Origin of the sequence: Streptomyces sp. NPDC012466 (assembly GCF_042955215.1) — a bacterium.
Taxonomy (GTDB): domain Bacteria; phylum Actinomycetota; class Actinomycetes; order Streptomycetales; family Streptomycetaceae; genus Streptomyces.
The window spans coordinates 1,119,410-1,144,594 of the sequence record NZ_JBIBEQ010000001.1 but is presented as its reverse complement, the minus strand read 5'-3'; the positions used below and the strand labels follow the sequence as shown (position 1 = coordinate 1,144,594).

The following is a 25,185-nucleotide window of genomic DNA, read 5'->3' as shown; positions in this document are numbered from 1 at the left end:
CAGGGATAACCCTCGGTCGGACGCCGTGAACCCAGGTGGGGTCAGGTCGTTCGGCGACCCGCGGCCAGCCGGACGATGTCCACGCGGGAGCGGATGCCGAGCTTGCGGTAGACCCGGGTGAGGGTGGCCTCGACGGTCTTGACGCTGATGAACAGACGCCCCGCGATCTCCCGGTTGGTCGCACCCTCCATCACCAGCGAGGCGACCTGACGCTCCATCGCGGCCAGGCCCTCCAGCGCGTCGAGGGCGACGGCCGGCGCGGTGGCGGCCGGCTCCACGGCCGTGGGACCGGCCGTGGCGGCCGCGTCGACCTGCCGCAGCCAGGGCAGCGCACGGCAGCGCCGGAACAGCCGGGCGGCCTCGTCGTACGACGCCGGTCCCGGCAGGGGCCTGGCGCCGGTGCGGGGGGCGGCGGCGGCCTGGGCGCGCAGCCGGGCCAGCGCGAAGGCGGCCCGGGCCTCCTCCAGGCCGTACCCGAGCCGGCCGAGCCGGTCCTGCACGGACGTCAGCCGGACGACAGCGGCCTCGTGTTCGCCGCGTGCCGCCCGCACCAGCGCCTCGGCCCGGTCGAGGACGGCCAGCACGCTCTGCCGGCCCAGCCGCAGCGCGTGCGCCCGGGTCGTGTCGATGACGTCCTGGGCCTCGCCCGGCTCGCCGATGCGGACCAGGGCCTCGGCGAGGTCGCCGTGCCAGCGGCCGCGCCCGGGGTCGTTGATGCCGAGGCCCTGCTCCAGCTCCCGCACCCGGCGCAGCGAACGGACGGTGGCGGCCGGGTCGCCGGCCACCAACTGGGCGTAGCCCAGCGCCGCCAGGGCCCGGGACAGGTACATCTGGTCGCCGTCGACCTCGGCGTGGTCCGCCGCCTCCCGGGCGAGGGCCAGGGCCCGGTCGACGTCCCCGGCCGAGGCCTCCGCGAGGGAGGCGAGCATCGCCGAGGCACCCTCGCCGATGCCGGAGTCCCGTGCCAGCCGCAGGCTTTCGCGGGCCAGGTCCAGGGCACGGCCGCAGTGCCCGGAGCGCAGTTCCGTGTCGGCGAGGAAGCGCAGGAAGTGCACCTCGCTCTCGACCATGCCGCGCCGGCGCACCTCGCGCAGCAGCGCGGTGATCGTCGCCCGTGCCTCGGGCAGCTGGTCGCTCATGATCAGCCAGCGGAACCGGGCCGACCCGGCGCCGTTGTGGTGGCAGGCCACGTAGGGGTCCTGGGGTTCCTTCAGGGCCCGTTTGACGGTCACGGGGGCGTCCGGGTGGCCCATCAGGGTCTCGGTGGAGGCCTGGAAGGACAGCGCCATCAGCTCGGTGCGCCGGTCGCCGCCCCGGGCGGCGAGCTCCGCCGCGTGCGCGGCCTCCTTGCGGGCCTCGGCGAAGTCGCCCTCGACGACCAGGCCGCGCCAGGCCAGCTGGTAGTGGACCAGGGCGAGAAGGCCCGGGTCGTCACCCGCGTCGGCCAGGACCTGCGGGAAGACCGCGTCGACCTCGCCGAGCGCCTGCCCGGCCGCCTCGATGACCACCATCCAGGCCCGGACGCGCTCGGCGGGCACGGTGGCACGCGTCAGTACGTCACGTGCGATGTCCCGGGCCAGATCGGCCTCGCCGGCGGTGATCGCGTCCTCCGCGGCCTGCAGACGCCGATCGTCGGGGCCCGGGGTGCTGTCCACCGGGGTGTGCCGGGCCGCGAGCAGCCCGAGCGAGGCGGCGACGGAGGGGGCCCCGCGGTCCCGGGCCAGCGCGCCGGCCTCGGCGAGCCGGGCCGCCACGTCCGGGTCGGTGCCGGTGGTCGCCAGGGCCAGGTGCCGGGCCCGCTCGATCGGGTCGGAGGCCGCCGTGGACAGCGCGGCGTGCACGGCCCGCCGCTCCTGCGCCGGGGCCTCCGCGTACAGCGCGGCCGAGATCAGCGGATGCGCGAACCGCAGGGCCGGTGCCTCGGGGTCCGTGGCCAGCAGGCCCAGCGCCGCCGCCTGGGCCGTCTCGGCCTCGGCGTGCTCCCGCCCGGCCGCGTGCAGCAGCGCCAGCGTGGGACGGGCACCGGCGCTGGCCACGAGGAGGGTGCGGCGGGCCTCGTCGGACAGCATCTCCAGCCGGCTCAGCACCAGGGCCCGCAGCGAGGTGGGCACGGGCAGCGGCTCACCGGGCCGGGGCCGGGCCGGACTCTCGGCCAGGGCCCGGCCCAGCTCCAGCGCGAAGAGCGGGTTGCCGCCGCTGGTGCGGTGGATGTCGCGGACCGTGGAGCGGGACAGGGGCGTGTAGCCGCGGTGGTCGAGCAGCGCCGAGACCTGCGTACGGTTCAGCGGGCCCAGCCGGACGGCGAGCGTGTCGGGCGGGGACGCCGGCAGGTGCCGGTCGTACTCCTGGCCCTCGGTCCGCACCGCGCACAGCATCTGCACGGGCGTGTCACCGAGCCGGCGGGCCGCGAAACCGAGCAGTTCGGCACTGGCGGCATCCAGCCACTGGAGGTCGTCGGCGACCACGAGCACCGGGCCCTTGGCGGCCAGCGCCCGCAGCGCCGACAGCACGGCGAGGCGCAGCGCGAGCCCGTCCCGCTGGAGCGTGGACTCGCCGCGGCCGGTGAGCGCCGACTCCAGGGCGGTGCGCTGGGCGGCGGGCAACGCACCGGAGATGTCGTCCAGGACCAGTCCGAACAGGTCGGCCAGGGCGAGGAAGGGCAGATGGGATTCCGACTCGGTCGCCGAGCAGCGCAACACCGTGCGGTCCGGACCGGCGTAATCCGCGGCCAGCGCCCGCAGGACTGTCGACTTTCCAATTCCGGCGGGGCCGTGGAGCAGCACGCTGCCCCCGCGGCCGAGCTGCTCACGCGCCGACGTGAACAGATCCTCCCGGCCGATGAGCAGGTCGGGGCGGCTCCTGGGAGGCTCCTGGAAGTCCCGTCGAACGGTCACCGCTCCCCTCCCTGTGTCGTGTCCTGGCCAATATTAGGCAACGGTTCTTTGAATTTCGGAGGGACGGCGTGGTGAGGGAAATAACAACACATGCCGGTGGGCGAATTCATCGGACTCCCGAATGCCGCGGAACACCAGGGCCGGCGGCCCGTCGGGAACCCGCGGGCGAAGCGATCGCGCGGGATCACGGAGAACACCACAAACCTATGGCAACCACCCCGCCCGTCGCGCGGCGACCACGGCCTCGCCACGGGTGCCGGCCCGTAGCTTCCGCATGGCCGACCGCAGATAACCCTTGACGGTCTCGGGCGTCACGCCCAGCCGTTGCGCGGCCACCGCGTTCGTGGCGCCCGCCGCGACGCACGCCAGCACGTCCACCTCGCGCGGCGCGAGCCGGACCCGCACCGAGGGGCCCGCCTCGGCCGTCAGCAGCGCACACGCCCCGAGCAGCTCCGCGCGCAGCTCCGAATCCGCGATCCGCGGGGCCAGCGCCCGCAGCGCCGCGTGCGCCTCCCGCACCTGCTCCCATCCCGGGCCCGCCCCGGCCCCGGCGGCGAGCGTGCGGGCCTCGTCCCGGACGACCAGCGCCCGCTCCACGTCCCGCGCCGCCTCGACGGCCGTGTCCAGCATCCGCCCGCCCAGCGGCAGGGCCGTGCGCAGCGCCCCGTACAGCACCCCGCGCACCCGGTTGCGCACCACCACCGGCACGGCCAGCACCGACCGCAGCCCCTCCACGGCCACCGGGGCGTCGTACTCGTGGCTGATCTGCCGCGACGCCGAGTAGTCCGTCACCACGCACGGCCGGGACAGTGCCACCGTCTTGCCGCCGAGACCGGTGCCGGACGTCACCACCAGCGACCGCAGGGCGTGCGTCGACGTGCCGCTCAGCTCGCTGATGCGCATCTGCCGCCCGGCCTCCATCAAGCCGCCGAAGGCGACCGGAAGGCCGGTGCCGCGCCGCAGGCGCAGCAGCGCGTTCCGGATCTCGACCGCGTCGGACGCGTCTGCTGTCACCTGATCGCCCCTTCACTACGGCTCCCGCGCGGGCGCACCCCCCGTTCGGGGGTAGTGAGACCTGCATCACGGATTACACGATGGCTCGGAGCCGCCCGGCAATGGTCCGGTACCCAGGAGGACAGATGACATCGGCGACGGAGATGTTCCGCGAGGCGCGGGACTTCCTGCTGGCACACCGCGAGGACTACACGACGGCCTACCAGGGCTTCCGCTGGCCGCGCCCCGAGTACTTCAACTGGGCGCTCGACTGGTTCGACGAGATCGCCGACGGCAACGCCCGCACCGCCCTGCACCTCGTCGAGGAGGACGGCCGGGAGACCGAGCTGTCCTTCGGCGAGATGTCCGTGCGGTCGGCGCAGTTCGCCACCTGGCTGCGCGACCGGGGCGTGCGCGCCGAGGACCGCATCCTCGTCATGCTCGGCAACCAGGCCGAACTGTGGATCACCGCCCTCGCCGCGATGAAACTGCGCGCGGTGGTCATCCCGGCCACTCCGCTGCTCGGCCCTGCCGACCTGCGCGACCGGGTCGAGCGCGGCCGCGTCCGGCACGTCATCACACGCCCCGAGGACACCGGGAAGTTCGCCGAGGTCCCCGGCGACTACACCCGCATCGCCGCGGGCGCCGCCGGCGCGGTGCCGCAGGGCTGGCTGCCGCTGGACGACGCCTACGGCGCCTCCGCCGCCTTCACCCCCGACGGCCCGACCCGGGCCGACGACCCGCTGATGCTCTACTTCACCTCGGGCACCACCGCCCGGCCCAAGCTCGTCGAGCACACCCACACGTCGTACCCGATCGGCCATCTGTCGACCATGTACTGGATCGGCCTGAAACCCGGCGACGTGCACCTGAACATCTCCTCACCCGGCTGGGCCAAGCACGCCTGGTCCAATCTGTTCGCCCCGTGGAACGCCGAGGCGACGGTCTTCCTGCACAACTACACGCGTTTCGACGCCGCTCGTCTCATGACCGAGATGGACCGGGCCGGTGTCACCACCTTCTGCGCCCCGCCGACCGTGTGGCGCATGCTCATCCAGGCCGACCTGACGCAGCTGCGCACCCCGCCCCGCGAGGTCGTCGCGGCCGGTGAGCCGCTCAACCCGGAGGTCATCGAGCAGGTCCGCCGCGCCTGGAACCGCACCATCCGGGACGGCTTCGGCCAGACCGAGACGGCCGTCCAGGTCGCCAACAGCCCCGGCCAGCCGCTCAAGACGGGCTCGATGGGCCGGCCCAGCCCCGGTTACCGCGTCGAGCTCCTCGACCCCGTCTCCGGCGCGCCGGGCGCCGCGGAGGGCGAGATCGCGCTCGACCTGTCGGACCGCCCGGTGGGCCTGATGACCGGCTACCACGGCGACGCGGACCGCACGTCGGAGGCCATGGCGGGTGGCTACTACCGGACGGGAGACGTCGCCTCCAGGGACGACGAGGGGTATCTGACGTACATCGGGCGGAGCGACGACGTCTTCAAGGCCTCCGACTACAAGATCAGTCCGTTCGAGCTGGAGAGCGCGCTGCTGGAGCACGAGGCCGTGGCCGAGGCGGCGGTCGTGCCCGCCCCGGACGAGCTGCGGCTCGCCGTCCCCAAGGCCTACGTCGTGCTGGCCGAGGGCTGGCAGCCCGGCCCCGACACCGCCAAGGTCCTCTTCGAGCACTCCCGCGGGGCCCTGGCCCCCTACAAGCGCATCCGCTGCCTGGAGTTCGGCGACCTGCCCAAGACGGTCTCCGGCAAGATCCGCCGGATCGAGCTGCGGGAGGCCACGGCGGCCGGGTCGGACGCCGAGTACCGCGAGGAGGACTTCCGGTGAGCTCCTACAGCCACGGCACCAGTGGGACGGCGTTGCTCGGCGACACCATCGGGGCCGACCTGGACCGGGCGGTGGCCGCCTGGCCGGACCGCGAGGCACTGGTCGACGTGCCGTCCGGCCGGCGCTGGACGTACGCCGAATTCGGCGCGGCGGTCGACGAGCTGGCCTCCGCCCTGCACGCCTCGGGCGTCGCCAAGGGCGACCGGGTGGGCATCTGGGCGGTCAACCGCCCCGAGTGGGTGCTCGTCCAGTACGCCACTGCCCGCATCGGCGCGATCATGGTGAACATCAACCCGGCGTACCGCACCCACGAGGTGGAGTACGTGCTGAAGCAGGCGGGCGTGTCCCTGCTGTTCGCCTCCCTCCGTCACAAGACGAGTGACTACCGGGCGATGGTGGGCCAAGTGCGCGGCCGGGTCCCGGAGTTGCGTCAGGTGGTCTACTTCGGCGACCCGAGCTGGGAGGCGCTGCTCGGGCGGGCGGCCCCCGGCGCGGTGTACGCGGAGCTGTCCTGCGACGACCCGATCAACATCCAGTACACGTCGGGCACGACGGGCTTCCCGAAGGGCGCGACCCTCTCCCACCACAACATCCTCAACAACGGCTACTTCGTGGGTGAGACGCTCGGCTACTCCGAGCAGGACCGGATCTGCGTCCCGGTGCCCTTCTACCACTGCTTCGGCATGGTCATGGGCAATCTCGCAGCCACCTCGCACGGCGCCTGCATCGTCATCCCCGCCCCCTCCTTCGACCCGCAGGCCACCCTCGAGGCGGTCCAGCAGGAGCGCTGCACCTCCCTCTACGGCGTCCCGACCATGTTCATCGCGGAGCTGAACCTCCCCGACTTCGCGAGCTACGACCTCTCCTCCCTGCGCACCGGCATCATGGCGGGTTCGCCCTGCCCGGTGGAGGTGATGAAGCGGGTGGTCGCCGAGATGCACATGGCGGAGGTCTCCATCTGCTACGGCATGACCGAGACGTCCCCGGTGTCCCTCCAGACCCGCAGGGACGACGACCTGGAGCACCGCACCGGCACGGTCGGCCGGGTCCTGCCGCACATCGAGGTGAAGATCGTCGACCCGGCCACGGGCGTCACCCGGCCGCGCGGCACGGCGGGCGAGTTGTGCACCCGCGGCTACAGCGTGATGCTCGGCTACTGGAACGAACCGGAGAAGACCGCCGAGTCCGTCGACGCGGGCCGCTGGATGCACACGGGCGACCTCGCCGTGATGCGCGAGGACGGCTACGTCGAGATCGTCGGCCGTATCAAGGACATGATCATCCGAGGCGGGGAGAACATCTACCCGCGCGAGATCGAGGAGTTCCTCTACGGCCACCCCAAGATCCAGGACGTCCAGGTCGTCGGCGTCCCGCACGAGCGTTACGGCGAGGAGGTCCTGGCCTGTGTCATCCCCCGCGACCCGGCCGACCCGCCGACGCCGGAGGAGCTGCGGACGTTCTGCGAGGGGCGGTTGGCGCACTACAAGATCCCGAGCCGGGTCCGGATCCTCGACTCCTTCCCCATGACGGTGTCGGGGAAGGTGCGCAAGGTGGAACTGCGGGAGAGGTTCGCCGACGGTTGAGGGGCGCCGCTTCCACCGGTCACAACGCTGCGCGCATGCACACCCGCGGCCAGCGGTCCAGGCCGTGTGCGGACTCCGTCGTGCGGATCTCGCGCAGGCCGGGGGTGAGGTCGGTCTCCGGGAGGGGGCGGAAGCCGAGGCGCGCGTAGTAGGGGGCGTTCCAGGGGACCTGCGTGAAGGTGGTGAGCGTCAGGGCCGTCAGGCCCTCCGCGCGGGCCCGGTCGGCGGCGTGGGCCAGGAGGGTACGGCCCACGCCCCGGCGTGCGGCACGCGGGTGGACCGAGACCTGCTCGATGTGCAGGGCGCCGTCGACGGGTTCCGCGACGAGGTAGCCGGCCGGCCGGTCCCGGTCGTCCGCGGCCACCCAGCAGCGGCCTGCCCTGCGGTAGCGCTCCAGAACGTCGAGCGCGGGCGGCTCGTCGTCGGCGATCTCCGGCATGCCGAGGCCGCGGAAGGGCGCGCCGGCGGCCCGCTCGATGTCCTGGAGGGCCGGGAGTTCGGCCCGGGTGGCGGGGCGGATGCGCATGCGGTGAGTATGCGGTGCGCCGGCGCCCGGCGTCAGGGTGCCCGCTTGCGCGGGCCGGTGGCGGCCAGCGCCTCGGCCGGGGCGTTCACCGGCCTCGGTGTGCCGGTGAGGTCCAGGACGAACAGGGGGACCCCCAGGGCGTCGGCGCGGGCCCGGGCGTCGTCCGCGTACCCGCTGAGGGAGAAGTAGAGGCATTCCGCGGACTCGGTCATGGCCGTCAGCCACAGGCACTCCACGTCCCGCAGGGTCGCCGGGCGCACGGCCGGGTCGACCTGGGCGAGGACGCCGCGGGCGGCCAGCCCGATGCCGGACGGGGGCCGCTGGTCCGCCCGGCGGACGCCCGGGAACCCGAGCCAGCGCAGATACAGCGCGGTGGCCGTGACGGCGTCGAGGGCGGAGCGGATGGCGACGGACCGGAAGGGAGGCCCGGCGGAGGCGGCGTCCGGGGCGGCGGTCTCGCGGGGGCCGGGCGCGGCGTCCTGGCCGCCCGCGTCGCCCTGGCCCGCCGGTGCCTCCTGAACGGAGGCACCGCCCTGGCCCACCGCCGTGTCCTCGCCGGGCATCGCGCTCTCGGGGGCCGGCGTCCCCCCGGCCGCCGCGCCCTGATCCCCGCTGCCGCCCGGGCCCTCCACCACCGCCACCCGCAGCACCATCCCGCACGCGCACCCCACTTCCGGGCGCGGCCACTCGCCGCGCCGCCCGCAGGATCCGCACCGCACCGTCACCCAGTCGTCCTGCCAGACCCGGTGCGAGACGGGCGTCGCCGGGCCGTCGCGGTCCAGCCGCGGGGCGACCGGCGCACCGCACACGCAGGGGTACGCCTGTGCCGTGTAGCGGTGCTCGCGGCGGCAGGCCGGGCAGTGCACCGGAACGGTCTCGGCCATGGCCACTCCAGAACCGTGTCGCGTCGGGACAGCGTGCCCATCGTGCTCCCGAGGGCCGCTCCCTGTCCGGCGCTTGCCCTCTCTTGACGCCCTTCCCCCACCCCACATACATTCATTCCAGATCGTAGAAAACAAATTCCACAATACGGAAGAGCTCACCGCAGGGCGCGACGGGAGTGCGAATCCGACAGCCGAAGCAGGAGTACTCGATGGCTCGAATGACCGCTGCCCGCGCGGCAGTGGAGATCCTCAAGCGCGAGGGCGTCACCGACGCGTTCGGTGTCCCGGGCGCGGCGATCAACCCCTTCTACGCGGCACTCAAGGCCTCCGGCGGCATCGCCCACACCCTCGCCCGGCACGTCGAGGGCGCCTCGCACATGGCCGAGGGCTACACCCGCACCCACGCGGGCAACATCGGCCTCTGCATCGGCACCTCGGGCCCGGCCGGCACCGACATGATCACGGGCCTGTACTCCGCGATCGGCGACTCCGTCCCGATCCTGTGCATCACCGGCCAGGCCCCGACCGCGGTGATCCACAAGGAGGACTTCCAGGCCGTCGACATCGCCTCCATCGCCAAACCGGTCACCAAGATGGCCGTGACCGTCCTGGAGGCCGCGCAGGTCCCGGGCGTCTTCCAGCAGGCCTTCCACCTGATGCGCTCCGGCCGCCCCGGCCCGGTCCTCATCGACCTGCCGATCGACGTGCAGCTGACGGAGATCGAGTTCGACCCGGAGACCTACGAGCCGCTCCCGGTCTACAAGCCCGCAGCGACCCGCGCCCAGATCGAGAAGGCGATCGGGATGCTGAACGCCTCCGAGCGGCCCCTGATCGTCGCGGGCGGCGGCATCATCAACGCCGACGCCGCCGAACTCCTCGTCGAGTTCGCCGAGCTGACCGGCACCCCCGTCGTGCCCACCCTGATGGGCTGGGGCCTGCTGCCCGACGACCACGAGCTGAACGCCGGCATGGTCGGCCTCCAGACCTCGCACCGCTACGGCAACGCGACCTTCCTCGAGTCCGACTTCGTCCTCGGCATCGGCAACCGCTGGGCCAACCGCCATACGGGCAGGCTCGACGTCTACACGGCGGGCCGCACGTTCGTCCACGTCGACATCGAACCGACCCAGATCGGCAAGATCTTCGCCCCCGACTACGGCATCGCCTCCGACGCCAAGGCGGCCCTGCGGCTGTTCGTCGAGGTCGCCCGCGAGCTGAAGGCGGCCGGCAGGCTGCCCGACCGCTCGCAGTGGGCCGCCGCCGCGCAGGAGAGGAAGGCCACGCTCCAGCGCCGCACGCACTTCGACGACATCCCGATCAAGCCGCAGCGCGTCTACGAGGAGATGAACAAGGCCTTCGGCCCGGAGACCCGGTACGTCTCCACCATCGGCCTCTCGCAGATCGCCGGCGCGCAGATGCTGCACGTCTACCGGCCCCGCCACTGGATCAACTGCGGCCAGGCCGGGCCGCTCGGCTGGACCATCCCGGCCGCGCTCGGCGTCGCCAAGGCCGACCCGGAGGCGTCCGTCGTCGCGCTCTCCGGTGACTACGACTTCCAGTTCATGCTGGAGGAGCTGGCCGTCGGCGCGCAGCACAGGATCCCGTACGTCCACGTCCTGGTGAACAACTCGTATCTGGGCCTGATCCGCCAGGCACAGCGGGCGTTCGAGATCGACTTCCAGGTCAACCTGGAGTTCGAGAACCTCAACTCGCCCGAGCTCGGCGTCTACGGTGTCGACCACGTCAAGGTCGCCGAGGGCCTGGGCTGCAAGGCGATCCGCGTCACCGACCCCGCCGAGCTGGGCGAGGCCTTCGAGGAGGCGAAGAAGCTGGCCGCGCGGTACCGGGTCCCGGTCGTCGTCGAGGCGATCCTGGAGCGCGTCACCAACATCTCCATGTCGACCACCAACGACATCGGCAACGTCGTGGAGTTCGAGGAGATCGCCACGGAGCCCGGCCACGCGCCGACCTCGATCAAGACGCTGAAGGTCTGACACCCGCGCGGCACAGGGGGCGGCCCGTCCGGAAGGACGGCCCGCCCCCTCCGTGTCCTCGGCGCCCATGGCCCCGGACCCCTCAGTCCCCGCCGCCCCCGCCGCAGGAGAGGTAGCCGCCCCCGCCCCCGCTCGTCCCGCGCGGTGCGTGCTTGAGGAGGCTCTTGCCGCCCACCTCGGCCCGGCGGACCGGACCCGCCCGCAGGGCGAAGCGGGGGACCAGGAGGCGGAGGGCCGGTTCGCCGTGCAGGGCTACGGCCGACAGCCGGTCGTGGTCGCTCAGGCCGCGCCGGTTCGCCGGCAGGGGGTGGTCGTGCCGGAGGTCCCGGACGTGGCGGCGGGCCGCGCGCGGGGGACCGAGCAGCGGGTAGCGCAGCAGGCCCGCCTCCGCGAGCGGGATGCGCAGGAGGGCCACCGCCAGCCGGATGGCCGGGGCCCTCACCAGGGTCCGGAGGCCGGCGGGCTTGCCCAGGAACGTGTGCATCGCCTCGGCGAGGGCGGACGGCGGCGGTCCCCCCGCCACGGCGTCTGCGACGCCCCTCCGCACGGTCCCGGGCAGGTCCGCCTCCACCAGGCCCCGCAGATGCAGCTCCACCAAGGCGACGGTGACGGCGGCCCGCGGGCCGCCCCCCAGCAGTGCGATCTCGTGCGGCTCCAGCCGGACCGCCGTACCGTCGCCCATGGCCTCACCCCCGTACCGGGGCCCGCCGCCCCCGTGCCGACGGGCCCCGTGTGACGAGAATGTGCCCGGCCCCAGGGGCTGTTGAAGCCCCCGGGGCCGGGTTCAGAGGTTCATTTGAGGGTTCCGTACGGGGTGGACGACCGGTGCCGTAGACGCGCTCACGCCTCGTGGTGCTCCGACAGCCCGGGCCAGTCGTCCGGGCCGCCGCCCTGCCACTCGACGAGGTCGCTCTCCGCGACGTCGGTGACGTACAGGTCGGCCAGGCGCAGGATCTCGGCGACGTCGTCGGTATGGGTGGCGACGCCCAGCGGCTCCTCGCCCAGGGTGACCCGGCGGGAGCCGTCCAGAGCGGGGGCGTGGACCACGACATGCGGATGCTCGGTGGGAGGTGCCATGCCTTCAGGCTGCTGCGAACGGGACGGTTCCGCACCCTGGGGAGGCTGGCCGTCCGGCGGGGCGAGGCTGGGCGCGACAGGACGTTCGCGCCGCCGGACGGGGTCGGGGGAGAGGGGCTGTGCTGGGGACCGCGGCGGGTGCGACGGGCTGCGGGCGGGCTTCCCTCAGGTCGAGAAGCCGGCCCGGGCCCTTCACCACCGCACTGGCTCGCAGCCGCCGCGGTCCGCGCCCTGACGGTGCCCTTGCCCGGGGGACCACCCCTCATCCGGGTCGCCCGGGCGGTCGGGCACCGTCAGGGAGTTCAGTCCTCGCGCAGGGCGCGGACCGCCTCCTCCACGCGCCGCCCGTACTCGGGGTCGGCGGCGTGGAAGTGCGCGAGGTTCTTGTCGATCACGTCGTCGCGGGAGACCTGGGACAGGCCCCCGGCGATGTTCGCGACCAGGCGGGACCTCTCCTCGGCGGACATCAGCCGGAACAGCTCGCCGGCCTGGAAGAAGTCGTCGTCCTTGGTGTGCGGGGGCGCCTCGTGGGTGCCCGTGTGGCCGTTCACCGCGAGCGGCGCCGACAGCGGGCGGCCGGTCTCGACCGGGCCGTCGTAGGAGTTCGGCTCGTAGTTCTTGGCGTACCGGCCCTGGGCGTTGGACGCCATCAAGCCGTCCCGGCCGTAGTTCCGGGCGGTCGTGGCCTTCGGCGCGTTGACGGCCAGCAGGGTGTGGTTGACGCCCAGGCGGTAGCGGTGGGCGTCCGCGTAGGCGAACAGACGGCCCTGGAGCATCTTGTCCGGGGAGGGGCCGATGCCGGGCACGAAGTTGTTCGGGGAGAACGCGGCCTGCTCGACCTCGGCGAAGACGTTGTCCGGGTTGCGGTCGAGCACCAGCCGGCCCACGCGCCTGAGCGGGTAGTCCGCGTGCGGCCACACCTTGGTCAGGTCGAACGGGTTGAAGCGGTAGTCCGCGGCCTCGGCCGCCGGCATCAGCTGGACGTGGAGGGTCCAGGACGGGTGCACACCGCGCTCGATGGCCTGGAGCAGGTCCGTCTGGTGGGAGCCGGGGTCCTTGCCCGCGATCGCGGCGGCCTGCTCGCTGCTCAAGCAGCGGACGCCCTGGTTGGTCTTGAAGTGGTACTTGACGAAGAAGGCCTCGCCCCGGCTGTTCGTCCACTGGTAGGTGTGCGAGCCGTAGCCGTTCATGTGGCGGTACGAGGCCGGGATGCCCCGGTCGCCCATCAGCCAGGTCACCTGGTGCGTGGCCTCGGGGGAGTGTGCCCAGAAGTCCCAGACGTTGTCCGGCTCCTGACGGCCCGTGAACGGGTCGCGCTTCTGCGAGTGGATGAAGTCCGGGAACTTGATCGGGTCCTTGATGAAGAACACCGGCGTGTTGTTCCCGACCAGGTCGTAATTGCCTTCCCCGGTGTAGAACTTCACCGCGAAACCGCGCGGGTCGCGCACCGCGTCCGCGCCGCCGAGCGAGTCGGCCACGGTCGAGAAACGCACGAACACCTCGGTGCGCTTGCCGACCTCGCCGAGGAAGTCGGCGTGGGTGAACTCCGTGACGTCGTCGGTCACTTCGAAGTGGCCGTACGCACCCGAGCCGCGGGCGTGCACCACGCGCTCCGGGATGCGCTCGCGGTTGAAGCGCGCCAGCTTCTCCAGCAGATGCTGGTCCTGGAGCAGGAGCGGGCCGCCCACGCCGGCGGTGGCGGAGTTCTGGTTGTCGGCGACGGGGGCGCCGGACTCGGTGGTGAGCACGCGCTGCGACATCGTGACCTTCCGTACGAGAGGGTAGCGGAAAAGTGTTTCCGCTTTGTGGAGCCTAGGGTCGGGTGATCGGAGCGTCAACAGTTTGTTGAAGCGGTGGGCATGGCTGGTTCCGGGCGGCGCCGCCCCTTTGGGCGCGACAGGACAGGTGTCAGGGGCGGCGCCGCCCGGGATCGTGGGACCCCCGGGGTCGCGAGGGTCGGGAGGAGGTCAGATCCGCGCGCCGGAGAGCCGCTCCACGGCCCGCAGCAGCGCCGAGTGGTCCAGGCCGCCGTCGCCCTGCGCACGCAGGCTCGCGATCAGCTGGGCGACCACGGCGCCGACCGGCAGGGCCGCGCCGACGTTGCGCGCGGCGTCCGTGACGATGCCCATGTCCTTGTGGTGCAGGTCGATGCGGAAGCCCGGCTTGAAGTCCCGGCCGAGGAAGTTGTCCTTCTTGCGGGTCAGCACGGTCGAGCCGGCGAGCCCGCCGCCCAGGACGTCCAGCGCCGCCTTCAGGTCCACGCCGGACTTCTCCAGGAAGACCACGGCCTCGGCGCACGCCTGGATGTTCACGGCGACGATCAGCTGGTTGGCGGCCTTCACGGTCTGACCGGAGCCGTGCGGGCCGCACAGCACGATGGTCTTGCCGAGCGCGTCGAGGATCGGCTTCGCGGCGTCGAAGTCGGCCTGCTCGCCGCCGACCATGATCGACAGTACGGCCTCGACGGCACCGGCCTCACCGCCGGACACCGGGGCGTCCAGGACGCGGATGCCCTTGTCCTTCGCCGCCTGCGCCAGATCGACCGAGGTCTGCGGGGTGATCGAGGACATGTCGATCAGCAGCGCGCCGGACCTCGCGTTCTCCAGGATGCCGTCCGGACCGTAGGCGACGGCCTCGACCTGCGGGGAGGCCGGGACCATGGTGATGACGACGTCGGCGTCCTTCACGGCCTCGGCGACGGAGCCGGCGGCCGTACCGCCGGCGGCGGCCAGGCGGTCCAGCTTGTCCCGTTCCAGGGTGTAACCGGTGACCTGGTAACCCGCCTTGATCAGGTTCTCGGACATGGGGGAGCCCATGATGCCGAGGCCGATCCACGCGATCTTGGGAAGAGTGCTCATGGTGGGGTGCCTTTCGGTACGGGGTCAGCGGGGCAGCCAGTCGAAGGCCTCGGCGCTCGGGCGGTCACCCGGCTTGTACTCGAGGCCGACCCAGCCGTCGTAGCCCGCCTTCCTCAGCTGGTCGAGGAGGTCTTCGAGGGGCAGTGAGCCCGTCCCGGGGGCGCCGCGGCCCGGGTTGTCGGCGATCTGCACATGGCCCGTCCTCGACGCGAACCGTTCGATCACCGACGGGAGGTCCTCGCCGTTCATGGACAGGTGGTAGAGGTCCATGAGGAAGCGGGCGTTGCCCAGCCCCGTCGCCTGGTTGACCCGGTCGACGACGGCCACGGCCGCCGGGGCCGACACCAGCGGGTAGAGCGGGGACTCGGGCTGGTTCAGCGCCTCGATCAGCAGGACCGCGCCGATCCGGTCGGCGGCCCGGGCCGCGAGGACCAGGTTCTCCAGGGCGAGCGCGTCCTGCTCCGCCGGGTCCACGCCCTCGACGCGGTTGCCGTACAGCGCGTTGAGCGCGGTGCAGCCCACGGAGGCGGCGAAGTCCGCGGCCACGTCGATGTTGGCGCGGAACCGGTCCGACTCCGCTCCGGGGACCGACAGGGCGCCGCGGTCCGGGCCGGGGAGCCGGCCGGCGTAGAAGTTCAGGCCGGTGAGCCGGACGCCGGCGTCCTCGATCGCGCGCTTGAGGGCGCCGAGCTCGGACCGCTCGGGGACGGGGGCGTCGACCCAGGGCCACCACAGCTCGACCGCGGTGAAGCCCGCCGCGGCCGCGGCCGCGGGACGCTCCATGAGGGGGAGCTCCGTGAAGAGGATCGACAGGTTGACGTTGAAGCGCTGGTCTGCGAATCCCATCGGGGCGGCGCTCCCTTCCGTGTCTTCCATGGCGCGGGCTCCCATGGTGCTTATTCCGTATTGCGGAATCTTACTTCTGCTTAACGGAAGATTGCCTGTGAGGTGCGAGGGCTGTCAAGAGGGGCTGCCGGAAAGCCCGCCCCGCGCGTTAGGTTGAGCGCGTGCGACTGAGAGTGGAGTTCACGACCGAGCCGTTCGACCTGGACGAGGCGCCCGCGCACGCGGTGGTGGCCCGTGAGGTCGTGGAGGCCGCCGAGCTGGACGCCGTGGACGTGGGCCCGTTCGGCAACACCGCGGAGGGCGGTTCCGACGCGGTGCTCACCGCCGTGGACGCCCTGCTCCGCAAGGCGCTGGAGGCCGGTGCCACCCGGGTCTCGCTCCAGGTCAACGTGGTCGGGGAGGGCGAGGCGTGAGCGGCGGGGACGAGCCGTTCATCGCGGCCGTCAAGCCCCTGGTCGACGCCATGGGCGGCGAGATGATCCCGCCCGACGAAGCCGGCCCCGACGATGTCGTCCTCGCCTGGGAGGGCCGGGACGCCGTCGCCGTACGGCTGCCGCAGCTCGCCGACTCCCTCGATCACATCCTGGCCGCCATGGAGCGCCGCAAGGGCATGCCGCTGGCCGATCTGGACCGCAGGGCCAAGCAGGAGGTCGTACGGGTACTCGAGGCGCGCGGCGCCTTCTCCGTACGGCACGGGGTGGAGACCGTGGCGAGCGCCCTCGGCGTCAGCCGCTTCACCGTCTACAACTACCTCAACCGCGAGAAGGGGGCCTGAACGGACCCGCACGGCACCGTCCGGTTTCACGCCACCGAATTTTCAACAAACTGTTGACGTGCTGTCGCGGGAGGGCGTTAGCTATCGGCACGCCCGTTCAGCACGAAGGCCGCAACCGGCCACGGAGGCTCCCGTGACGTCCACTTCCACGCCGCCGGGCCTGGCCCGCTTCAACACCCTCGAGGAGGACGCGGCCTTCACCGCCCTCCACGAGGCGTGCGCCTCCACGGCGTGGGCAAGGCGACTGCTCGCCGCCCGCCCCTACGCCACCCCCGAGGACCTGTACGCCGCGAGCGACGCCGCCATGGCGGAGCTGACGGCCGCCGACCTCGACGAGGCGATGGCCGGTCACCCGCCCATCGGCCGCCCCAAGCCCGGTGACCCCACCTCGGCGCGGGAGCAGCGCGGCATGGCCGGCGCCTCCGAGGCGCTCAAGGCGGAGATGCTGGAGCTGAACCTCGCCTACCAGGAGAGGTTCGGCCATGTCTTCCTGATCTGCGCCACCGGCCGCACCGGCGAGCAGATGCGCGACGCGGTCAGGGAACGGATCGGCAACACGCCGGAGCGGGAGCGGGAGATCGTCCGCGGGGAACTGGGGAAGATCAACCGCATCCGTCTGGCCCGACTCGTCGAAGAGGACTGACAGCAGCATGAGCACCTCCGCCACCGCGTCCGTGTCCACGCACATCCTGGACACCAGCGTCGGCCGCCCCGCCGGGGGCGTCGCCGTCCACGTCTCCGCCCGCACCGGCCGGACCGCCAACTGGCAGGCGCTCGGCGGCTCCGCCACCGACGCGGACGGGCGGTGCAAGGACCTGCCGGCGCTGCCGGAGGGCACCACCCACGTACGGCTCGACTTCGCGGTCGAACCGTACTTCGAGAAGAAGCAAGCCGATGCGCAGCAGGACGCCCCCGCGAATCGGGACAGCGGTGCGTTCTTCCCCGAGGTGGCGATCACCTTCGCCGTGGAGCCCGGTGAGCACTACCACGTACCGCTGCTGCTCAACCCGTTCGGCTACTCCGTATACCGAGGGAGCTAGCTAGAGATGCCCACGATTCTTGGACAGAACCAGTACGGCAAGGCCGAGAACCGAGTCGTCAAGATCACGCGGGACGGCGCCACCCACCACATCAAGGACCTGAACGTCTCCGTCGCACTGAGCGGCGACATGGACGAGGTCCACTACTCCGGCTCGAACGCCCACGTCCTGCCGACCGACACCACCAAGAACACGGTGTACGCGTTCGCCAAGGAGCACGGCATCGAGTCCGCCGAGCAGTTCGGCATCCACCTCGCCCGGCACTTCGTCACCAGCCAGGAGCCGATCCACCGGGCCCGGATCCGCATCGAGGAGTACGCCTGGGAGCGGATCGAGGCCTCCGACGCCAACTCGCAGTTCATCGGCGCCGACGAGGTCAAGCACTCCTTCGTCCGCAAGGGCCAGGAGACGCGACTGACCCAGATCACCTACGACGGTGAGCGGTGGGAGGTCGTCTCGGGCCTGAAGGACCTCGTCGTGATGAACTCGACCAACTCCGAGTTCTGGGGCTACGTCAAGGACAAGTACACGACCCTGAAGGAGGCCTACGACCGCATCCTGGCCACCGAGGTCTCCGGCCGCTGGCGGTTCAACTGGACCGACGACGAGCAGCGCATGCCCCACTGGGACAAGTCCTACGAGCAGGTGAAGAAGCACCTGCTCCAGGCCTTCGCCGAGACCTACTCGCTCTCGCTGCAGCAGACGCTGTACCAGATGGGTTCGCGGATCATCAACCACCGCAGCGAGATCGACGAGGTCCGCTTCTCCCTCCCGAACAAGCACCACTTCCTGGTGGACCTGGAGCCGTTCGGGCTGAAGAACGACACCGCCGACGGAGCCGTGTACTACGCCGCCGACCGTCCCTACGGCCTGATCGAGGCGACGATCCTCAGGGACGGCTGCGAGGCGCGGATCCCCGTGGACCTCACCAACCTCTGACGTTCCCCTCTTTCGGCACCCGTGGCCGGGGGAACCCTCCTCCCGGCCACGGCACTCAAAACTCCCAGGGTCCTGCCGTGCCCCCTCCACATCAGCGCAAAGGACGAACCATGGCAGCAGACCGGCGCATCGTCATCGAGAACTGCGCGATCGCGACCGTCGACGCGAACGACACCGAGTACGCCTCCGGGCACGTCGTCCTCGCCGGCAACCGCATCGAGTCGCTCGGCGCGGGCGGGGCCCCCGAGGGCCTGGAGAACGTCGTACGCCGTATCGACGCCTCCGGGCACCTCGTGACGCCCGGCCTGATCAACACCCATCACCACTTCTACCAGTGGATCACCCGCGGCCTGGCCACCGATCACAACCTCTTCGACTGGCTCGTCGCGCTGTACCCCACCTGGGCGCGCATCGACGAACCGATGGTCCGCGCGGCGGCCCAGGGCTCCCTCGCGATGATGGCCCGCGGCGGCGTCACCACCGCCATGGACCACCATTACGTCTTCCCGCGGGGCTCCGGCGACCTCTCCGGCGCGATCATCGGCGCCGCCCGCGACATGGGCGTCCGCTTCACCCTCGCCCGCGGCTCCATGGACCGCAGCGAGAAGGACGGCGGCCTGCCCCCGGACTTCGCCGTCGAGACCCTGGACGGGGCGCTGGCCGCGACCGAGGAGACTGTGCGCCGGCACCACGACTCCTCCTTCGACGCCATGACCCAGGTCGCCGTCGCGCCCTGCTCGCCCTTCTCCGTCTCCACCGAACTGCTGCGCGACGGCGCCCAGCTGGCCCGCCGCCTCGGCGTACGGCTCCACACCCACGGCTCGGAGACCGTGGAGGAGGAGAAGTTCTGCCACGAACTGTTCGGCATGGGCCCGACCGACTACTTCGAGTCCACCGGCTGGCTCGGCGAGGACGTGTGGATGGCGCACTGCGTCCACATGAACGACTCCGACATCGCCGCCTTCGCCCGGTCCAGGACCGGCGTCGCGCACTGCCCGTCCTCCAACGCCCGCCTCGCCGCCGGTATCGCCCGCGTCCCCGACATGCTCGCGGCCGGCGTCCCCGTCGGCCTCGGCGTCGACGGCACCGCCTCCAACGAGTCCGGCGAACTCCACACCGAGCTGCGCAACGCCCTCCTCATCAACCGTCTCGGCGCCCACCGGGAAGCCGCCCTGAACGCCCGTCAGGCCCTGCGCCTGGGCACGTACGGCGGCGCCCAGGTCCTGGGCCGGGCCGCGGAGACCGGCTCCCTGGAGCCCGGCAAGCTCGCCGACCTGGTGCTGTGGAAGCTGGACACGCTCGCCCACGCCTCCATCGCCGACCCGGTGACCGCCCTGGTCTTCGGCGCCGCCGCCCCCGTCACCGCCTCCTTCGTGGACGGCCGGCAGATCGTCGAGGAGGGGCGGCTGCTCACGGTCGACGAGGACGCCGTCGCCCGCGCCACGCGGGACGAGGCCCAGCGCCTGGCGCGGATCGCCGCCGAGGCCTGACCACCCGGATACTCCGGCCGGGAGGGACGGCTCCCGGCCGGTGGCCGTGGACCCGAGCGGGGACCACGGCGGTCGTCTCCGGGGCGCGCGTGAACGCGTGCGCCCCGGAACGGCCACCCCCGTCACCTGGTCCCTCCCCCAAACTCTCGGCTCCGCTCGAGCAGGGAGGTACCCCCATGACCACCCGCACCACCTCCTTGACACCCGCGGCGGCGATCCGACGCAGCCGTGTAACCGACCGGAGGGACGCCGCCGTGGCCGACCACCCCGTTGACGAAAAACTCCCCGCGCTCAAGATGGCGACGACCGGCCTGCAACACGTGGCCGCCATGTACGCGGGCGTCGTCGCCCCGCCCCTGATCATCGGCGCGGCCATCGGCCTCACCGCCACCGACCTGACCTTCCTCACCGGCGCCTGCCTGTTCACCGCGGGCCTCGCCACCTTCCTGCAGACCCTCGGCATCTGGAAGATCGGCGCCCGGCTGCCGTTCGTCAACGGCGTCACCTTCGCCGGTGTCGCCCCGATGACCGCGATCGTCGCCTCCACCGAGGACAAGTCCGACGCCCTGCCGATCATCTTCGGCGCGGTCGTCGTCGCCGGACTCCTCGGCTTCCTCGCCGCCCCCGTCTTCTGCAAGGCGGTCCGCTTCTTCCCGCCCGTGGTCACCGGCACGGTCATCACCCTGATCGGCATATCCCTGCTCCCGGTCGCCTTCGGCTGGGCGCAGGGCCCGAACCCGGCCGCACACGACTACGGTTCGGCGACCAACCTGGGGCTGGCCGCCGTCACCCTGCTGATCGTGCTGCTGCTGCGCCGCTTCACCACGGGCTTCGTCAAGCAGATCGCCGTGCTGCTGGGCCTGGTGATCGGCACGCTCATCGCGATCCCGTTCGGCGCCACGGACTTCGGCCCCGTCACGGACGCGGCCGTCATCGGCTTCCCGACCCCCTTCCACTTCGGCGCCCCGCAGTTCCAGCTCGCCGCGATCATCTCGATGTGCGTGGTGATGGTGGTGTCGATGACCGAGTCGACCGCCGACATGCTGGCGCTGGGAGAGATCGTCGACCGTCCGGCCGACGAGAGGACCATCGCGGCCGGCCTGCGCGCCGACACCCTCGGCTCGGCGATCAGCCCCCTCTTCAACGGCTTCATGTGCAGCGCCTTCGCACAGAACATCGGCCTGGTCGCCATGACGAAGATCCGCAGCCGGTACGTCGTCGCCGCGGGCGGCGGCTTCCTGGTGCTGATGGGCCTGTGCCCGATGGCGGCCTCGCTGATCGCCGTCGTACCCCGCCCGGTGCTCGGCGGGGCGGGCGTGGTCCTGTTCGGCTCGGTCGCCGCCAGCGGCATCCAGACCCTGGTCCGGGCCGCCCTGGACAAGGACAACAACGTCCTGATCGTGGCCGTCTCCCTGGCCGTCGGCATCATCCCCATCACGGCCCCGGACTTCTACCACTCCTTCCCGGAGACGGCCCGGATCGTCCTGGACTCGGGCATCTCGACGGGCTGTGTGGCGGCCGTGCTGCTCAACCTGGTCTTCAACCACCTGGGCAGGGGCGGCCGGGACGCCCACGACGTGACCCACCCGATGGAGGCGGGCGAGGAACTCACGGGCACACCCAGGGCTCCGGCCGCGCCCTGAGCCCACCGGACTCCGCTTAGGCTTCTGCCCCGGACGACCGATCGCTGACCGGGAGTCAGGAGACGAGGGGGAGACGGGCATATGAACCACACGACCGAGGTGTTCCAGCCGTTGCGGGCGGACGATCCGCCCGTGATCGCCGGGTACCGCCTCGCGGCCCGGCTCGGCGCGGGCGGCAGGGGCCGGGTCTACCTGTCCCACACCCCCCGGAAGCGTCCCGGCCCTCCCCGACGAAGTCGGCCGCTCCCCAGGTCGAGTCCCAGGCGCCCCTCATGCTGACCCCGGAGAATTCGCTGAGTTTCCGGAAGCCGTTCATGCGCGACGACCGCAAGGGGGACATCCGCTTCGACTGCAAGAGCGTCGGCTGCGCCGTGGAGAGCGACACCAGCGTGTTCCTTCAGCTCTTCGGCAAGTCGGGGGCGACCCTCGACGAGTGCCGGCTCATGCTCGCCAGTGCCGACCGCCACCGCTGGACCCTGGCCGGGGCGGCGGCCGGCAGCGAGATCTGCGTCAAGCACTCCAACGGGGACATCGCCCTGCTGGTGCTCCAGACGAAGCAGACCGCCCTGCCCGAAGTCGCCGCCCTCACGGTGGACATGACGATCTGGCGGGACGCCGCCTAGAGCCCGAACATGCCCGGGTCATCCGCCAGCTTCCTGAAGACCCCGGCGGGATCGGCGACCAGCTTGCGCTTTTCGAGGTCCAGGATCCCGCCGACCGCCGTGATCTCGGCGGCCACCGTGCCGTCGGCCTTCAGCACGGTCTGCTGGATCCGGAACGTCTTGCCGCCGCCCCACTCGAAGGCGCAGGTGACCTCGGCCTCGTCACCCGCGAGCAGCTCGCGTTTGTACCGGATGGTCGTCTCCAGGGCGACCGGGCCCACGCCGCTGCCGATGAGGGCGGCCTGGCTGATCCCCGCGGCCTGGAGCAGCGACCAGCGGGCGTGTTCCGCGTAGTTCAGGTAGACCGCCTGGTTGAGGTGCCCCTGCACGTCCGTCTCGTATCCACGGACGGTCACAGGGACGGAAAACGGCTCGCTCACGGCTTCCCCTTCGGATTCTCGTGCACTGCACAACGATCCATCGATCTTGGCATGCCCATCACGCCCGGCGCGGGGAAGCCAGCAGATACCGTCCCCCGGTGCGCGGCTCACGGTGCTCGCTCACCTGCCAGCCTGCGCCCTCCAGGGTGGCCGCGCAGGCCCGCAGCGCCTCGCCGTCCGGCTCGTGCACGGCGACGGCCTCCGGCTGCGGGGTCTCCCGCACGCGGTATCCCCCGCCCTGCTGCCCCGCGGGGTGGTGCCCGGCGGCCTCCAGGGCCAGCGCGGCGGCCTGCACCAGATGCGCACGCTCCCAGCCGCACGGCCGGTCCACGGCCTGGTCCGGGTTGGTCATCCGGCGCAGCTCCAGCAGCCCCTGCCAGGCGCTGTGCACCTCGCGGCGTCTGGCGGGCCCGGCCTCGGTCGCGCCCTCCTCACCGCCCACGCGCGCGGCGAACACGCCCGTCGACGCCGGGGCCTCTCCGCTCGGCTCACAGGCCCGGGCGATGCCCTGCCGGACCCGGTGCCCCTCGGGGGTCAGGAAGTGATCGTGCGGCGGCCGGGGGTGGCGGAAGGCGAGGCCCCGCTTCACCAGTGCCGTGAGCTGCGACTCCGTGCCCCTCAGTCGCCCGGTGACGGGGTCGGCCGCGTCGATGACACGCCGTTGCGCGGCGGTCGGCGGTCGGGTCACGGCGTGCTCCTCTCCGGCCTCGGAGTGGCCCCGGGGCCACTCGCCCCACCTGCTCGAAGGCTACGACCCGCCACTGACAACCGCGCCCGTCACCGCCCCGCCGCCCTACTGCCGGTACCCGCCGAGGAACCGCCCGATCCGGCCGATCGCCGCCTCCAGGTCGTCCGCGTACGGCAGGGTCAGGATGCGGAAGTGGTCCGGCGTCGGCCAGTTGAAGCCCGTGCCCTGGACCACCTGGATCTTCTCCCGCAGCAGCAGGTCCAGGACGAACCGCTCGTCGTCGTGGATCTTGTGCACCTTGGGGTCGAGCCGCGGGAAGGCGTACAGCGCGCCCTTGGGCTTCACGCAGGTCACGCCGGGGATCTCGTTGAGCATGCGCCACGCCACGTCCCGCTGCTCCAGCAGCCGCCCGCCCGGTGTGGTCAGCTCGCGGATGGACTGCCGGCCGCCGAGCGCGGCCTGGATGGCGTACTGGGCGGGCGCGTTGGCGCACAGCCGCATGGAGGCCAGCATGGTGAGGCCTTCCAGGTAGTCCTTCGCGTGCTGCCTCGGCCCCGTGACCACCAGCCAGCCGGAGCGGAAGCCCGCCACGCGGTAGGTCTTGGACAGGCCGCAGAAGGTGAGGACCACCAGGTCGGGGGCGAGCGCGGCGGCCGAGTGGTGCACGGCGTCGTCGTAGAGGATCTGGTCGTAGATCTCGTCGGCGAAGACCATCAGGCCGTGCCGCCGGGCGAGGTCGAGGATGCCCTCGACGATCTCCTTCGGGTAGACCGCGCCGGTGGGGTTGTTCGGGTTGATGATCACGACCGCCTTCGTACGGTCGGTGATCTTCGACGCCATGTCGTCGAGGTCCGGGTACCAGTCGGCCTGCTCGTCGCACAGGTAGTGGACCGCCTTGCCGCCCGCGAGGGTCGTCACCGCCGTCCAGAGGGGGAAGTCCGGGGCGGGGATGAGGACCTCGTCGCCGTCCTCGACGAGCGCCTGCACGGCCATCGACACCAGTTCCGAGACGCCGTTGCCGAGGAAGACGTCGTCGACGCCGACCCCCAGGCCCAGGGTCTGGTAGCGCTGGGCGACCGCCCGGCGGGCGGAGAGGATGCCGCGCGAGTCGGTGTATCCGTGCGCCTGCGGCAGCATCCGGATCATGTCCTGGAGGATCTCCTCCGGCGCCTCGAACCCGAAGAGCGCGGGATTGCCGGTGTTCAGGCGCAGCACGCTGTGGCCCGCCTCCTCCAGCGCGTTGGCGTGCTCTATGACCGGGCCGCGGATCTCGTAACAGACCTCGCTCAGCTTGCTCGACTGCCGGAACTCCATGCGCTGCTTCCCCTCTGGCGACTGGTGCTGCTTGGTTTTACCAAGTAGGCGCTTGGAAAGTCCAACAAGTTGTCTAGACTGCCTCGCATGCCACCTCGCCGAAGCTACGACCAGTACTGCTCCGCCGCCCGTGCCCTCGACCTGGTCGGCGACCGCTGGACCCTGCTGATCGTCCGGGAGCTCCTCGCCGGTCCCCGCCGCTACACCGACCTGCACGCGGATCTGCCCGGCGTCAGCACGGACGTACTCGCCTCGCGGCTGAAGGACATGGAGCGCGACGGTCTCGCGACCCGGCGCCGGCTGCCGCCGCCCGGCGCGGCGTACGTGTACGAAGTCACGGGGCGCGGGAGGGAGTTGCTGCCCGTGTTGCAGGCGCTGGGGGAGTGGGGCCAGGCGGAGCTCGGGGAGCGGCGGCCGACGGACGCGGTGCGGGCGCACTGGTTCGCCCTGCCCCTGCTGCGCCTGCTGGACGGCGAGGGTCTCGTCGAAGTCCGCTTGGAGGAAGGCCTGTTCCATCTGTACGCCGGTGCCGAGGAGGGGCCCGTGTACGGCGACGGGCCCGCCCCCGGTGAGCCGGACGCGCGGCTGGTCCTGGACACCGCCACGTGCACGGCCGTCGCCCGCGGTGAGCTGAGCCTCCGCCACGCCGTGCGGGAGGGCCGGGTGGCGGTGAGCGGCGACGGCGCCGTCGCCAAGGCGCTGCGCGAGGCATGACAGAAGGCCCGCCACCGGCGGGCCTTCTGAAGGGCGGTCAGGCGAAGGCCGATCGGGCG

General features: G+C 72.1%; 24 protein-coding genes. 12 read left to right on the top strand and 12 right to left on the bottom strand.

Going from position 1 to position 25,185, the window contains the following annotated elements:
• Positions 1–41 precede the first annotated feature (41 nt).
• Together ACFY9E_RS05135 and ACFY9E_RS05130 are read right to left on the bottom strand one after the other, a co-directional pair.
• On the bottom strand, positions 42–2,894 hold the full coding sequence (locus tag ACFY9E_RS05135) for an AAA family ATPase (protein ID WP_390979411.1): 2,853 nt from the start codon (positions 2,892–2,894) through the stop codon (positions 42–44).
• 204 nt (positions 2,895–3,098) lie between these two features.
• A complete protein-coding gene (locus tag ACFY9E_RS05130) occupies positions 3,099–3,908 on the bottom strand; it encodes a LuxR C-terminal-related transcriptional regulator (RefSeq protein WP_390979409.1) in 810 nt (269 codons plus the stop codon).
• Between the two features lie 125 nt (positions 3,909–4,033).
• Here ACFY9E_RS05130 and ACFY9E_RS05125 point away from each other — a divergent pair, with 125 nt between their 5' ends.
• Positions 4,034–5,713, top strand: coding sequence for an AMP-binding protein (locus ACFY9E_RS05125; RefSeq protein ID WP_390979407.1), 1,680 nt, complete (start codon positions 4,034–4,036; stop codon positions 5,711–5,713).
• Positions 5,710–7,296 carry an AMP-binding protein gene (locus ACFY9E_RS05120; RefSeq protein WP_390979405.1) on the top strand — a complete coding sequence of 529 codons (1,587 nt, stop codon included), beginning with the start codon at positions 5,710–5,712 and terminating at the stop codon, positions 7,294–7,296. The genes ACFY9E_RS05125 and ACFY9E_RS05120 overlap by 4 nt, the downstream gene beginning before the upstream one ends.
• 19 nt (positions 7,297–7,315) lie before the next feature.
• On the opposite strand, the gene ACFY9E_RS05115 is transcribed toward ACFY9E_RS05120, so the two are convergent.
• Positions 7,316–7,822 carry a GNAT family N-acetyltransferase gene (locus tag ACFY9E_RS05115; protein ID WP_390979403.1) on the bottom strand — a complete coding sequence of 169 codons (507 nt, stop codon included), beginning with the start codon at positions 7,820–7,822 and terminating at the stop codon, positions 7,316–7,318.
• A 32-nt stretch (positions 7,823–7,854) separates the two neighbouring features.
• A complete protein-coding gene (locus tag ACFY9E_RS05110; protein WP_390979401.1) occupies positions 7,855–8,706 on the bottom strand; it encodes a hypothetical protein in 852 nt (283 codons plus the stop codon).
• A 209-nt stretch (positions 8,707–8,915) separates the two neighbouring features.
• Here ACFY9E_RS05110 and gcl point away from each other — a divergent pair, with 209 nt between their 5' ends.
• A complete protein-coding gene (gcl, locus tag ACFY9E_RS05105; RefSeq protein ID WP_390979399.1) occupies positions 8,916–10,700 on the top strand; it encodes a glyoxylate carboligase in 1,785 nt (594 codons plus the stop codon).
• Positions 10,701–10,782: 82 nt separating this feature from the next.
• Here gcl and ACFY9E_RS05100 read toward each other — a convergent pair whose 3' ends face one another.
• The 5 genes from ACFY9E_RS05100 to ACFY9E_RS05080 form a co-directional block, all read right to left on the bottom strand.
• Positions 10,783–11,382, bottom strand: coding sequence for a TIGR04222 domain-containing membrane protein (locus ACFY9E_RS05100; protein WP_390979396.1), 600 nt, complete (start codon positions 11,380–11,382; stop codon positions 10,783–10,785).
• 158 nt (positions 11,383–11,540) lie between these two features.
• Positions 11,541–11,777: a hypothetical protein gene (locus ACFY9E_RS05095; RefSeq protein ID WP_031134159.1), complete on the bottom strand. Its 237-nt coding sequence runs from the start codon at positions 11,775–11,777 to the stop codon at positions 11,541–11,543.
• 302 nt (positions 11,778–12,079) lie between these two features.
• Complete coding sequence (locus tag ACFY9E_RS05090; protein ID WP_390979395.1) at positions 12,080–13,537, bottom strand: catalase; 1,458 nt, start codon at positions 13,535–13,537, stop codon at positions 12,080–12,082.
• A gap of 207 nt (positions 13,538–13,744) precedes the next feature.
• Positions 13,745–14,635 (bottom strand): 2-hydroxy-3-oxopropionate reductase, encoded by an 891-nt coding sequence (locus ACFY9E_RS05085; protein ID WP_390979393.1) that lies wholly within the window; start codon positions 14,633–14,635, stop codon positions 13,745–13,747.
• 24 nt (positions 14,636–14,659) lie between these two features.
• Positions 14,660–15,481, bottom strand: a complete 822-nt coding sequence (locus ACFY9E_RS05080; RefSeq protein ID WP_390979391.1) for a TIM barrel protein — start codon at positions 15,479–15,481, stop codon at positions 14,660–14,662.
• A gap of 161 nt (positions 15,482–15,642) precedes the next feature.
• On the opposite strand from ACFY9E_RS05080, the gene ACFY9E_RS05075 reads away from it, so the two are divergent.
• The 8 genes from ACFY9E_RS05075 (at position 15,643) to ACFY9E_RS05040 (ending at position 21,991) form a co-directional block, all read left to right on the top strand.
• Positions 15,643–15,894 (top strand): hypothetical protein, encoded by a 252-nt coding sequence (locus ACFY9E_RS05075; protein ID WP_283971571.1) that lies wholly within the window; start codon positions 15,643–15,645, stop codon positions 15,892–15,894.
• A 50-nt stretch (positions 15,895–15,944) separates the two neighbouring features.
• Positions 15,945–16,256 carry a helix-turn-helix domain-containing protein gene (locus ACFY9E_RS05070; RefSeq protein ID WP_390980307.1) on the top strand — a complete coding sequence of 104 codons (312 nt, stop codon included), beginning with the start codon at positions 15,945–15,947 and terminating at the stop codon, positions 16,254–16,256.
• Between the two features lie 133 nt (positions 16,257–16,389).
• On the top strand, positions 16,390–16,899 hold the full coding sequence (uraD, locus tag ACFY9E_RS05065; RefSeq protein WP_390979390.1) for a 2-oxo-4-hydroxy-4-carboxy-5-ureidoimidazoline decarboxylase: 510 nt from the start codon (positions 16,390–16,392) through the stop codon (positions 16,897–16,899).
• Between the two features lie 7 nt (positions 16,900–16,906).
• A complete protein-coding gene (uraH, locus tag ACFY9E_RS05060) occupies positions 16,907–17,296 on the top strand; it encodes a hydroxyisourate hydrolase (RefSeq protein ID WP_390979388.1) in 390 nt (129 codons plus the stop codon).
• A gap of 6 nt (positions 17,297–17,302) precedes the next feature.
• Entirely contained in the window at positions 17,303–18,235 is a 933-nt protein-coding gene (gene pucL, locus ACFY9E_RS05055) for a factor-independent urate hydroxylase (RefSeq protein ID WP_390979386.1), read from the top strand.
• A 110-nt stretch (positions 18,236–18,345) separates the two neighbouring features.
• Positions 18,346–19,725 carry an 8-oxoguanine deaminase gene (locus ACFY9E_RS05050; RefSeq protein ID WP_390979384.1) on the top strand — a complete coding sequence of 460 codons (1,380 nt, stop codon included), beginning with the start codon at positions 18,346–18,348 and terminating at the stop codon, positions 19,723–19,725.
• 254 nt (positions 19,726–19,979) lie between these two features.
• A complete protein-coding gene (locus ACFY9E_RS05045) occupies positions 19,980–21,368 on the top strand; it encodes a solute carrier family 23 protein (protein WP_390980305.1) in 1,389 nt (462 codons plus the stop codon).
• 272 nt (positions 21,369–21,640) lie between these two features.
• Positions 21,641–21,991: a hypothetical protein gene (locus ACFY9E_RS05040; protein WP_390979382.1), complete on the top strand. Its 351-nt coding sequence runs from the start codon at positions 21,641–21,643 to the stop codon at positions 21,989–21,991.
• On the opposite strand, the gene ACFY9E_RS05035 is transcribed toward ACFY9E_RS05040, so the two are convergent.
• The 3 genes from ACFY9E_RS05035 to ACFY9E_RS05025 form a co-directional block, all read right to left on the bottom strand.
• Positions 21,988–22,410: a thioesterase family protein gene (locus ACFY9E_RS05035; protein ID WP_390979380.1), complete on the bottom strand. Its 423-nt coding sequence runs from the start codon at positions 22,408–22,410 to the stop codon at positions 21,988–21,990. The genes ACFY9E_RS05040 and ACFY9E_RS05035 overlap by 4 nt on opposite strands.
• A 58-nt stretch (positions 22,411–22,468) precedes the next feature.
• Positions 22,469–23,098, bottom strand: coding sequence for a hypothetical protein (locus ACFY9E_RS05030; RefSeq protein ID WP_390979379.1), 630 nt, complete (start codon positions 23,096–23,098; stop codon positions 22,469–22,471).
• Positions 23,099–23,203: 105 nt separating this feature from the next.
• Positions 23,204–24,412: an aminotransferase class I/II-fold pyridoxal phosphate-dependent enzyme gene (locus tag ACFY9E_RS05025; protein WP_390979377.1), complete on the bottom strand. Its 1,209-nt coding sequence runs from the start codon at positions 24,410–24,412 to the stop codon at positions 23,204–23,206.
• An 87-nt stretch (positions 24,413–24,499) separates the two neighbouring features.
• Here ACFY9E_RS05025 and ACFY9E_RS05020 point away from each other — a divergent pair, with 87 nt between their 5' ends.
• A complete protein-coding gene (locus ACFY9E_RS05020) occupies positions 24,500–25,126 on the top strand; it encodes a winged helix-turn-helix transcriptional regulator (RefSeq protein WP_390979375.1) in 627 nt (208 codons plus the stop codon).
• Positions 25,127–25,185: the final 59 nt, after the last annotated feature.